Origin of the sequence: Gluconobacter vitians, from assembly GCF_015244565.1 — a bacterium.
Classification (GTDB): domain Bacteria; phylum Pseudomonadota; class Alphaproteobacteria; order Acetobacterales; family Acetobacteraceae; genus Gluconobacter; species Gluconobacter vitians.
On record NZ_JABCQG010000003.1, the window covers coordinates 58042 to 69089 of the forward strand.

Annotated in this window: 9 protein-coding genes; all 9 read left to right on the top strand. The window is 60.2% G+C overall.

Annotation, left to right across the window (positions count from 1 at the left end):
• Positions 1 to 49: 49 nt before the first annotated feature.
• The 9 genes from HKD24_RS03195 (at position 50) to rplL (ending at position 10979) form a co-directional block, all read left to right on the top strand.
• Positions 50 to 775, top strand: a complete 726-nt coding sequence (locus HKD24_RS03195) for a response regulator transcription factor (protein WP_407646347.1) — start codon at positions 50 to 52, stop codon at positions 773 to 775.
• Positions 762 to 2192 carry a sensor histidine kinase gene (locus HKD24_RS03200; RefSeq protein WP_194258997.1) on the top strand — a complete coding sequence of 477 codons (1431 nt, stop codon included), beginning with the start codon at positions 762 to 764 and terminating at the stop codon, positions 2190 to 2192. The genes HKD24_RS03195 and HKD24_RS03200 overlap by 14 nt, the downstream gene beginning before the upstream one ends.
• Positions 2193 to 2361: 169 nt before the next feature.
• Positions 2362 to 5529 (top strand): efflux RND transporter permease subunit, encoded by a 3168-nt coding sequence (locus HKD24_RS03205; RefSeq protein ID WP_194258998.1) that lies wholly within the window; start codon positions 2362 to 2364, stop codon positions 5527 to 5529.
• Positions 5526 to 6818 (top strand): efflux RND transporter periplasmic adaptor subunit, encoded by a 1293-nt coding sequence (locus HKD24_RS03210; RefSeq protein WP_194258999.1) that lies wholly within the window; start codon positions 5526 to 5528, stop codon positions 6816 to 6818. The genes HKD24_RS03205 and HKD24_RS03210 overlap by 4 nt, the downstream gene beginning before the upstream one ends.
• On the top strand, positions 6818 to 8473 hold the full coding sequence (locus tag HKD24_RS03215; RefSeq protein ID WP_228124133.1) for an efflux transporter outer membrane subunit: 1656 nt from the start codon (positions 6818 to 6820) through the stop codon (positions 8471 to 8473). The genes HKD24_RS03210 and HKD24_RS03215 overlap by 1 nt, the downstream gene beginning before the upstream one ends.
• Before the next feature lie 99 nt (positions 8474 to 8572).
• Positions 8573 to 9007 (top strand): 50S ribosomal protein L11, encoded by a 435-nt coding sequence (rplK, locus tag HKD24_RS03220; RefSeq protein ID WP_008852418.1) that lies wholly within the window; start codon positions 8573 to 8575, stop codon positions 9005 to 9007.
• Positions 9008 to 9011: 4 nt separating this feature from the next.
• Positions 9012 to 9704, top strand: coding sequence for a 50S ribosomal protein L1 (gene rplA, locus HKD24_RS03225; RefSeq protein ID WP_194259000.1), 693 nt, complete (start codon positions 9012 to 9014; stop codon positions 9702 to 9704).
• A gap of 308 nt (positions 9705 to 10012) precedes the next feature.
• A complete protein-coding gene (gene rplJ, locus HKD24_RS03230; RefSeq protein WP_062509665.1) occupies positions 10013 to 10537 on the top strand; it encodes a 50S ribosomal protein L10 in 525 nt (174 codons plus the stop codon).
• A gap of 67 nt (positions 10538 to 10604) precedes the next feature.
• A complete protein-coding gene (rplL, locus tag HKD24_RS03235; protein WP_041110858.1) occupies positions 10605 to 10979 on the top strand; it encodes a 50S ribosomal protein L7/L12 in 375 nt (124 codons plus the stop codon).
• Positions 10980 to 11048 lie beyond the last annotated feature (69 nt).

Here is an 11048-nt window from a genome sequence, read left to right on the forward strand (position 1 = left end):
GATTTTAATTGGATGACATGGGACGCTGCCCCATGTGAAGATCATGAGCATGACGTCCGCACATGAATCCGGGGCGCCTGAGCGCCTTCCCGAACCTTCCCCCCGGCTTCTGCTGATCGAGGATGACGACAGCATTGCGGCCGAGGTCGCGGAGGAACTGACGACGCGCGGCTATGACGTAACGCGCGCTGCAACAGGCGTTGAGGGGCTGGACCATGCCTGTGCCGGGCAGTTCGATCTCATGATCGTGGACCGCATGTTGCCGGAGCTGGACGGGCTGACCGTTATTGAAAGCGTCCGGGCCCAGCGGATCAACATTCCCGTTCTTGTGCTCTCCGCGCTTTCGGCGGTGGATGATCGTGTGAGTGGCCTCAAGGCGGGCGGAGACGATTATCTGACCAAGCCCTTTGCCATGGAAGAACTGGCGGCCCGTCTGGAAGCGCTTCTGCGCCGTCCGACGGACAGTCGCGTGACGATGCTTAGGGTCGGGCCACTTGAAATGGATCTGATCGAGCGCCGGGTGTTCCGCAACGGGCAGGAGATTGATCTGCTCCCGCGTGAGTTCCGCCTGCTGGAATACATGATGCGCCGCCCCGACACCGTGCTGACGCGTACCATGCTGCTTGAAGATGTGTGGAACTACCGGTTCGTTCCGCAAACGAACCTGGTGGACGTCCATATCGGGAAGCTGCGTCGCAAGATCGACGTGCCCGGCGAGCCGCTGCTCATTCACAGCATTCGCGGTGCCGGGTTCAGTCTGCGTGTCCCGGGCTGACCTGCGCCTTTCCGGACTCTTCCGGGCTGATCTTTTCCGAACGGCCACGTTCCGGCTGACACTGGCCTTTGTCGTGGCGATCATCGCGGGGATGGCGCTGCAGTTCGGGCTCGTTTACGGCCAGATGAGCGGATACGAGCAACAGCGCTCGACCGATCTGCTCCAGCGTGAGGCGGCGCTGCTGGTTCACGAAACACCGGCCCAGCTTGAATATGAAGTCCGCGAGCGCAGCAAGACCGATCTGCGCGTGATCCTCAACGGGGCGGCCCTGTTCGACATGAGCCGCAACCGGATTGCGGGTGACATCAAGAAATGGCCGGTCGGGCTTGAGGTCTCTCCCAGGACGCAGCGTCTGTGGGATGCCCCGCCGGGAGATACGCCCTACGAAATGCGGTATCTGGCCGTCGAGGTCGAGGGGACGAACGGCAACCGCGACCGCATTCTCGTTCTGGCCCGCTCGCTGCATATGGCGAACGAACTGCGTTACATCACCAAGCGTGCAGCGCTGATGTCTGTCGTCCCGGTTGTGGCATTTGCCCTGATGGCCGGGATTTTCCTGAGCCATCGTGCGCTGGGACGGATCAAGGACATGCATGAGGCGATCGACCGCATCATGGATGGTGATCTGCACGAACGTCTGCCGACCGGTCGCGAGCGCGACGACATCGAGCGGCTGGCGGTTTCGGTCAACCGCATGCTGGACCGGCTGGAGCATCTGCTTGATGAGATCCGGGATGTGGGCAATGACATCGCCCATGATCTGCGGACCCCTCTGGCGCGGGTGAAGGCCCGGCTGGAGCGTGTTTCGGCCATCACGAATGATCCGGCTGCGCTTCAGGGTGCGATCGAGCGGGCGGCTTTGGATCTGGAACAGTGTTTTTCCGTCATTACGGCCCTGCTGCGGATTGGCGAAATCGAGAACGGTCGCCGCCGGGCGGGATTTGCCATGCTGGATCTGCGTGAACTGCTGGCGGGCGTGGTGGATCTGTACGAACCCATCGCCGAGACCGAAGGTGTGACGCTTCGGGTGGTGGATTCGGTGGAATCGGTTCCGTTGTTCGGAGACAAGGATCTGCTGAACGAGGTTCTCGCCAATCTTGTGGACAACGCAATCAAGTTTACGCCCGCTCCCGGAACGGTCGAACTGAGCGCGGGGCAGGGGGCTGGTGGCGCATGCTGGCTTCGTGTCGCGGATACGGGGATCGGCATTGCGGAGGATGAGCGCAAGGCCGTCATGGGGCGGTTCTACCGCTCGGACAAAAGCCGCCATGTTCCGGGAAGCGGGCTGGGACTGAGCCTGGTATCGGCCATTCTGCGACTGCACGGGGCGTCCGTGGATATCGTGGCAGCCCGGCCTGGCAACGCATTACCTGGAGCAGTTTTCACCATTCATTTCGCGGCGCCTGCGTCCGTCTGAGGACGGTGCAATGTGTCTTACTGTGTCAAAGTTTGCCGTGTGTCTTGATATTTAAACAGAATTTTCCTTGTCGTCTGAGTCCCGATGGATATGACTCGGATCAATTTGCAAGGGGACACCCGTTGAGAATGACCGGACCAGGAAGAGCCCGCAGGGGTAGTCTGACCGCATGAATGCCATCGTCGTTACCGCGCTGAAGCGGCCTTATACTTTCGTTGTTCTGTCAATCATGATCCTGATCTTCGGGGTCAGGGCCATTGTTTCTACGCCGACGGACGTCTTTCCCTCGATCAAAATTCCGATTGTGGCTGTCATCTGGTCCTATACGGGCCTGATGCCTGAGGACATGTCCGGGCGTATTGTCTATTATTACGAGCGTGCTCTGACAGCGACTGTCAGCAATGTCGAGCACATTGAAAGTTCGTCCTATTACGGGCGCGGCATCGTGAAGATATTCTTCCAGCCCGGAACCAATACCGCCGTTGCGCAAACGCAGATTACGTCCGTCTCCCAGACAGTTATCAAGCAGTTGCCAACGGGTTCGACGCCGCCGCTAATTCTGGCCATGGACGCATCTTCTGTTCCAGTTCTGACGCTTCAGGTCAATAATCCGAAGATGTCAGGGTCGGAAATCTATAATATGGCTTCGAACCTGATCCGGCCGGAACTGATTTCTGTTCCGGGGGCCGCGATCCCTAACCCCTATGGTGGTCTGGCTCCGGACATCATGGTGGATATCGATCCGATCAAGCTTCTGGCGCATAGACTGTCGCCGGAAGATGTTGCAGCGGCGCTTAACCGTCAGAATATCGTGCTTCCTGCGGGCGATCAGCGGATCGGTCAGCTGGACTGGATGGTGAAGACGAACTCGACCCCCCTTGATCTCTCGGTTTTCAACAGGATGCCGATCAAGCAGGTTGGTAATTCCGTGATCTATCTCCGGGATGTCGCCTGGGTGCATCGTGGTGGTCCACCACAAATGAACGCCGTGCTTGTGAAAGGGCAGCAGGCGGTGCTGATCGTCATCCTCAAGAGTGGCGATGCGTCCACGCTGTCTGTCGTGAGCGGGATCAAGAAGCTCCTGCCGCAGGTCGGGACGACGCTGCCAGCCGGGACGACGATGAATGTCCTGACCGATGCGTCGAGCTTCGTGAAGGAATCGGTCGTGGACGTGGTGCGTGAAATGATCACCGCCGCCATCCTGACCAGTCTGACGGTCATGCTGTTCCTGGGCTCGTGGCGCTCGACCGTGATCGTGGCGACGTCCATTCCACTGGCCATGTTGTGCTCGATCATCGGGCTGAGCATTGCAGGGCAGTCCATCAACGTGATGACGCTGGGCGGTCTGGCGCTGGCCGTTGGTATTCTCGTGGATGACGCGACCGTCATGATCGAGAACATCGATGCGCATCTCGAGACCGGCAAGGAACTCGAAGACGCCATCATCGATGCAGCGAACCAGATCGTCATTCCAACCTTTGTGTCCACGACCTGTATCTGCATCGTGTGGCTGCCGCTGTTCGAACTGACGGGCATTTCCGGCTGGCTGTTCATGCCGATGGCCGAAGCCATCATCTTTGCCATGATCGCATCCTTCATCCTGTCGCGGACACTGGTGCCGACCATGGCGAACTGGATGCTGGCAGCACAGGTGCGGATGCATCGCGATCCCGAATGGCACAATCGCAAGCTCAGCATTTTCGGGCGTTTCCAGCGGGGCTTCGAGGCACGTTTCACCAGCTTCCGTGAGCATTACAAGACGATCCTCGAGACCCTGATCTCGATCCGCGGGCGCTTCGTGACACTGTTCCTGCTGGCAGCCATCTCATCCATGGCGCTGCTGCTGTTCATCGGGCAGGACTTCTTTCCCGAGATCAAGTCGGGGACGCTGCAGATGCACATGCGCGCGCCCATCGGCAGCCGGCTGGAAGAAACCGGCAAGATCGCCGGGCTGGCAGAGCGCCGGATCCGCAGTCTGCTGCCGGGGCAGGTGGTCAATGTCGTGCATAACTGCGGCCTGCCGTTCAGTCAGCTGAACCAGGCGATGATTCCGTCTCCGACCGTCGGCTCGCAGGATTGCGACATCACCATCCAGCTGCGCAATTCCGAAAGCCCGATCCCGGAATATCGCCGCACGCTCCGCAAGGGACTGACGAACGACTTCCCGGGCACGGTCTTTACGTTCCAGCCGGGTGATCTGACAGCCAAGATCCTGAACTTCGGTCTGCCGTCACCGATCGACGTACAGGTTGTCGGGCGTGATCTGAGCGGAAACTTCAAATTTGCCACACGGCTGGCCAAGAAGCTCCGTCACATCCCGGGCATTGCCGATGTCTCCATTCAGGAGCCGATGACGCAGCCGACCATCATGGTCAACAACCGCCGAAGCTTTGCACTGGGAACGGGCATCACCGAACGTGACGTGGCCCTGAACGCGCTTGTCACGCTCTCCGGCAGTGGTCAGGTGGGGCAGACCTATTATCTGAATGCCCAGGGCACGTCACAGCTGATCGATGTGCAGACACCGGCGAACTATCTGCAGACCATGAACGATCTGGAAATCCTCCCGATCGACAAGGGAGACGGCAATCCGACCAATCAGACGCCGCAGCTTCTGGGTGGACTGAGTGAGCTGGTCCAGACTGGGACGCCGGCGGAGGTTGCGCATTACAACATCATGCCGGTCTTCGACATCTATGCTGCGCCGGAAGACATGGATCTGGGGACCGTCTCGCGGGCGGTGAACCGGATTGTCGATCAGGAGCGCAAGCTTCTGCCGCATGGTTCGAGCCTTGTGGTCCGCGGTCAGGCCGTGACGATGAACGATGCGTATGTGCAGCTGGTCGGCGGGCTCGCGCTGTCGATCGTGCTGGTTTACCTGATCATCGTCGTGAACTTTCAGTCCTGGCTTGATCCGTTCGTCATCATCACGGCCCTGCCGGGCGCGCTGGGTGGCATCTCGTGGAGCCTGTTCCTGACGCATACCTCAATGTCAGTGCCGGCGCTGACGGGTGCGATCATGTGCATGGGTACGGCCACGGCCAACGCCATCCTTGTGGTGTCCTTCGCCCGTGAACGAATGGACCATCATGGCGATGCCATCACAGCGGCACTGGAAGCGGGTTACGAACGTATCCGCCCGGTTCTGATGACGGCGCTGGCCATGATGATCGGCATGATTCCGATGTCCATCAGCAATTCCGACAATGCCCCGCTGGGCAAGGCGGTAATCGGTGGCCTGCTGGTTGCGACCGTTGCCACACTGCTGTTCGTCCCCTGCGTATTTGCCCTTATTCATTACAGGCGTCCTGCTGAGCCTGAAGGAGACCACGCGTGAGCCATTCTACGGATCAGGGGCACGTGCCTCCGACAAACCATCCGGCACGCACGGGGTCCGGAGCGCGGGGCAAGATCATCCTGCTGGTGGTGGTCCTGCTGGCAATCGCGCTGGCCGCCTGGGGCATCGTACAGCGGGGAACGCATTATCATTCCCTGACGGGTGCGACGGAAGATGCGGCCATTCCGCCCGTCACCCTGATTACACCGCAGCCGGGTCCGAAGACTCGGCAGGTGGATCTGCCGGCTAATCTTGCCGCCTGGTACGAGGCGCCGATCTACGCGCAGGTCTCGGGCTATGTGAAGATGTGGTACAAGGACTACGGCGCGCATGTGAAGCGCGGTGACGTGCTGGCGGAAATCAGCACGCCAAGCATTGATGCCCAGTTCGAAGCCGCCAAGGCGCATTACAACGTCATTCTGGCGCGCTACAATCTGGCCGTGATCACGACCCAGCGCTGGACGGCACTGAAGGGAACGCAGGCCGTGTCCCGTCAGGAAGTGGACGTGCAGGCCGCCAATGCTGCTGCCCAGAAAGCCGAACTCGAAGCCGCACGTCATGACGTGGACCGTTTTCAGGCTCTCGAGGACTTCAAGAAGATCGTCGCGCCCTTCGATGGCATCGTGACGTCGCGTCTGGTGAACGTGGGTGACTACGTGAATGCCGGGGGCGGGAACCTCAATTCACGCGGTACGGCCTCCGAGCTGTTCTCGGTCGCCGATGTGCACCGCATGCGTGTGTTTGTCTCCGTACCGCAGGACTTTGCAAGCGTCATCTCACCGAAGATCGAGGCCGAGCTGACGGTGCCGCAATATCCGGGAAGCCGCTTTAGGGCGACGTTCCTTGCAACGGCCAACGCCTTCAATGCCGCGACCCGTACGGTCACGACCGAGCTGACACTGGATAACGGCGATAACCTCCTGTGGCCGAACTCCTATGCGACGGCCCATATTTCGGCTCCGGGCAATCCGAACATCCTGATTCTGCCGGAAGGCGCGATCATCTTCCGGGCCGAAGGAAATCAGGTGGCCAAGGTCATCAACAACCATGCCCATCTGGTGAACGTGAAAGTCGGCATCAATTTCGGGACGACAGTTCAGGTGCTCAGCGGTATTACAAAAGACGACCGCGTGGTTGCCAACCCTACGGCTGATCTGCTGGAAGGGGACGAGGTCAAGATCGTCCCGACCACACCGGGATACAACACGCCGAGCAAGGCGCAGCAGGATGCCGATCAGCAGCCTGTCCGTCAGCATGATGCAAACCCTGAGGAGGCCGGATCTCGCTGATGAAACCGGAATGTTCCCAGTCATCTCCAGCCACCCCGGCCTCTTCCAGACGTAACCGCTCCAGGTGGCGAATCACGACGGCGCTGGCTGGCGTGCTCTCGATCGGGCTGGCTTCATGTGATCTGGCGCCGGAATATCATCCCCAGAAATTCCTCTATCCCGATGGCTGGGAAGGGAAGGGGCTGATGGTCAACGCACAGCCTGCGGATGGTGCTGTCCGCAGCGACTGGTGGACCATGTTCAACGATCCCATCCTTGACGGGCTCGAAAGGCGTATGCTGGCCGTCAATCCCGATCTGCAGGCGCAGGCGGAAGCCTTCACGCAGGCTCGTGACGTGGCCCGGGAGACGGAAAGCCGTCTGTATCCGCAGGTCACCGGTGCGGCTCACATGAGCGACAACAAGGGCTCCGTGGGTCGGCTGTATAACAACCCGGCCCGCAGCAGCAGCCTCGTCTATGAGTCCAATCAGGCTTACAGCGGCGCTGCGACCTGGGAGCCGGATTTCTGGGATTCGATCCGCAACACCACGCGGATGCAGAAAAACCTCGCACAGGCTTCGGCTGGTCAGTATGCGCTCGCACGACTGAGCCTGGAGGCCGAACTGGCGTCAGACTACATCGCGCTGCGCGGACTGGATGCGCAGAATGCGGTCTATGATGACTCCATCCGCTACTTCCATGCTGCGGTTGAAATCACCGAACTGCGTCAGGCGGGGTCGATCGGTGCGGGTCTCGATGTCTCGCGTGCGGAGACGCAGCTTTATTCGGCACAGGCCGGAAAGAGCAATCTGATCGCCCGGCGTAATGTCATGGAACATGCGATCGCGGTTCTGCTGAACACGGCTCCCGCAGGTTTCCATATTGCGCCCGTCAAGGACGTGAAGATGCATTTCGGGGTCGTGAAGATCGACGCCGGACTGCCTGCCTCCCTGCTTGAGCGCCGCCCGGATATCGCAATCGCCGAGCGCCAGATGGCCGCGTCAGCCCGTGCGATCGGCGTGTCACGCGCCGCGTTCTACCCGCATATCACCTTCAGCGCTGAGGGTGGGTTCGAAGACGGCGGGTTCGATCTCGCCAGCATTTCCCGGGCGTTCTGGAAGATTGCGGTTCAGGCGGTTGAACCGGCCTTTACGGGCGGCCTGCGGCGTGCGGCTCTGCAGCGGTCCTGGTCTCAGTACCGGGAAATGGTGGACAACTACCGCTCAGTGGTCCTTTCGGCGTTTCAGGATGTCGAGGACGGTCTGACGCAGACAAGACAGTTCAAGATCGCACAGGACCAGCAGCAGAAAGCGGTGGACGCCGCGCTGCGGACGCAGAACATGACCATGGCGCTCTATACCGGTGGTCTGTCGAACTATCTTGATGCCCTCGTGGCCCAGCAGGATGCGCTTCAGGCGCGTCTCGCCGAGGTCGAGGTGCAGACGGCGCAGGTCCAGTCCTCCGTGCGTCTGGTTCGTGCCCTGGGTGGTGGCTGGAGCACTGCTGACCTGCCGGGTATCAAGCAGATCGATCCGTTCGGTCCGCTTCAGTATAACAATCTGCGGACGCCGAAGCCGGTCAATGGCATCGACAATCATGCCAAGCCGCTGGACAATGATCTGCGCGGTGATCAGGTGTCAGCGAATGTCCAGCAAGGCTTGACGGGACGGCCCTGACTGGTCTAGGGGTCCGCCTCACTTCGAACGCGGGAGGAGCTGGCATGGCCGACTCCGTTGAACCGCGGTTCGGGAACGACAAACAGGGGAGTCCCGGATATGGCCAAAAAAGTTGTTGGCTACATCAAGCTTCAGATCCCGGCTGGTAAAGCCAATCCTTCTCCGCCGGTTGGTCCGGCTCTGGGTCAGCGCGGCCTGAACATCATGCAGTTCTGCAAGGAGTTCAACGCCAAGACCCAGCAGCTCGAGCCCGGCATGCCGATCCCGGTGGTCATCACCGCCTATGCGGATCGCACGTTCTCCTTCATCACGAAGACGCCGCCGAACACGTACTTCCTGCTGAAGGCTGCCAAGATTTCCAAGGGCAGCCAGACGGTTGGCAAGTCCGCTGCGGTTGGTTCCGTGACGACGGCTCAGCTTCGCGAGATCGCTGAGACGAAGTTCAAGGACATGAACGCCAACGACATTGACGGTGCCGTGCGCATGCTCGCCGGTTCTGCCAAGTCGATGGGCCTGAACGTGGTGGAGGGCTGATATCATGGCCAAGAACAAGCGTCTGAACGCTGCTCGCGCAACCGTCGAGCGCAACAAGCCGTATGGTCTGTCCGAGGCTGTTGCTCTGGTAAAGAGCAATGCCAAGGCAAAGTTCGACGAGACCGTTGAGCTGTCGCTGAACCTCGGCATTGACCCGCGTCACGCCGACCAGATGGTCCGTGGTCTGCTCTCCCTGCCGAACGGCACGGGCAAGACCCTTCGCGTTGGCGTTTTCGCCCGCGGCCCGAAGGCTGAAGAAGCTCTGGCCGCCGGTGCGGAAGTCGTTGGTGCAGAAGATCTGGCTGAAAAGATCCAGGCTGGTGAAATCGATTTCGACCGCTGCATCGCAACGCCGGACATGATGGCTCTCGTGGGTCGTCTGGGTAAGATCCTCGGCCCGCGTGGCCTGATGCCGAACCCACGTCTCGGCACGGTGACCATGGACGTCAAGGGTGCCATCACGGCGGCCAAGTCCGGTCAGGTTGAGTATCGCGCCGAGAAGGCTGGTATCATCCACGCCGGCGTTGGCAAGGCTTCCTTCGACGAAGCTAAGCTCGTTGAGAACATCAACGCTCTGGTCGATGCCGTTCAGAAGGCTCGTCCGGCAGGTGCCAAGGGTACGTATCTGAAGAAGGCAGCCCTGTCTTCCACGATGGGCCCGGGCGTTCGCGTTGATGTTGCGAGCTTCGAAGCCTGATTGACAGGAGGTCTTCCTTCTGGGAAAGACCTCCACGAAATGACGTCATGCCTTCGGGTGTGATGGCTTAGGGGTGGCCCGCTTCGGCGGGCTGCTTCCGAACCTGTCCAAGACCGCACGTGGACCTTCGGGGCCTTAAGGATCTTTCGGGATCGCGGGCGTCAGACGGGGCGACAGTATTTTTGTGGCTCTGCTGCGATGTGCTGGGTTCGCTCACTTCTGTGGACAGGCGAGCGGGACTGCTTCGAAAGAGGCGGTCCCATGGGTAACCTGGTCCGGTGAAAGCCGGGCTGACGAGGAGACAGGTTTTGGACCGTACGGAAAAACGGGCCTTTGTTGAGTTCCTCGCCGATGTGTTTGGCAGCACGTCCATGGTTGTCGTCACCCAGAACAAGGGTCTGACGGTTGCCGATGTGACGGAACTGCGTCGACGCATTCGTGCGGCAGGGGCGACATACAAGGTTGCGAAGAACCGGCTGGCCAGCCGTGCTCTGGATGGGACCCAATTCGACGGCATCGCGCCGCTGCTCAAGGGACCGACCGCGCTTGCGTGGTCCGAAGACCCGGCAGCAGTGGCAAAGGTGATCGTCGAGTTCGCCAAGACGAACGACAAACTGGTGGTGCTTGGTGGTGCCCTCGGTTCCCAGACGCTTGGCGTCGATGGAATCAAGGCCCTTGCCGAGCTGCCGTCGCTGGACGAGCTGCGCGCAAAGCTGGTGGGTATGATCAATACCCCTGCCACGCGTATCGCAGGTGTTGTCCAGGCGCCGGCTGGCCAGCTTGCTCGCGTCTTTGGCGCCTATGCCAAGGCCGGCGAAGCAGAAGCCGCCTGAGAATGAAGGTCTGCGCTGCGGCGTAGGCTTGAACCTGATCAACAGTACATCATATTAGGATAAGACCATGGCCGATCTGGCAAAGATTGTTGAAGAGCTGTCCGCTCTGACCGTTCTGGAAGCTGCAGAACTCTCCAAGATGCTCGAAGAGAAGTGGGGCGTTTCCGCTGCTGCTCCGGTTGCAGTTGCTGCTGCTGCCGGTGGTGCTGCTGCTGCCCCTGCTGAAGAGCAGACCGAATTCACGGTTGTCCTGGCTGACGCCGGCGACAAGAAGATCAACGTGATTAAGGAAGTCCGTGGCATCACGGGTCTGGGTCTGAAGGAAGCCAAGGACCTGGTCGAAGGCGCACCGAAGACCGTCAAGGAAGGCGCGTCCAAGGACGAAGCTGCCAAGATCAAGAAGGCTCTTGAAGACGCCGGCGCCAAGGTTGAAGTCAAGTAATTCACTGACTTCAGGCTGTACCGTTCGCGGAGCAGCCTCTGCCTGGCAGACAGATGGGGCGGGGATCGC

What these genes read in the sequence shown, in the direction of transcription:
- HKD24_RS03215 (WP_228124133.1), top strand. Translation starts at nt 6,818, where the DNA reads ATGAAACCGGAATGTTCCCAGTCATCTCCAGCCACCCCGGCCTCTTCC.
- rplA (WP_194259000.1), top strand. Translation starts at nt 9,012, where the DNA reads ATGGCCAAGAACAAGCGTCTGAACGCTGCTCGCGCAACCGTCGAGCGC.
- rplK (WP_008852418.1), top strand. Translation starts at nt 8,573, where the DNA reads ATGGCCAAAAAAGTTGTTGGCTACATCAAGCTTCAGATCCCGGCTGGT.
- HKD24_RS03195 (WP_407646347.1), top strand. Translation starts at nt 50, where the DNA reads ATGACGTCCGCACATGAATCCGGGGCGCCTGAGCGCCTTCCCGAACCT.
- rplL (WP_041110858.1), top strand. Translation starts at nt 10,605, where the DNA reads ATGGCCGATCTGGCAAAGATTGTTGAAGAGCTGTCCGCTCTGACCGTT.
- HKD24_RS03205 (WP_194258998.1), top strand. Translation starts at nt 2,362, where the DNA reads ATGAATGCCATCGTCGTTACCGCGCTGAAGCGGCCTTATACTTTCGTT.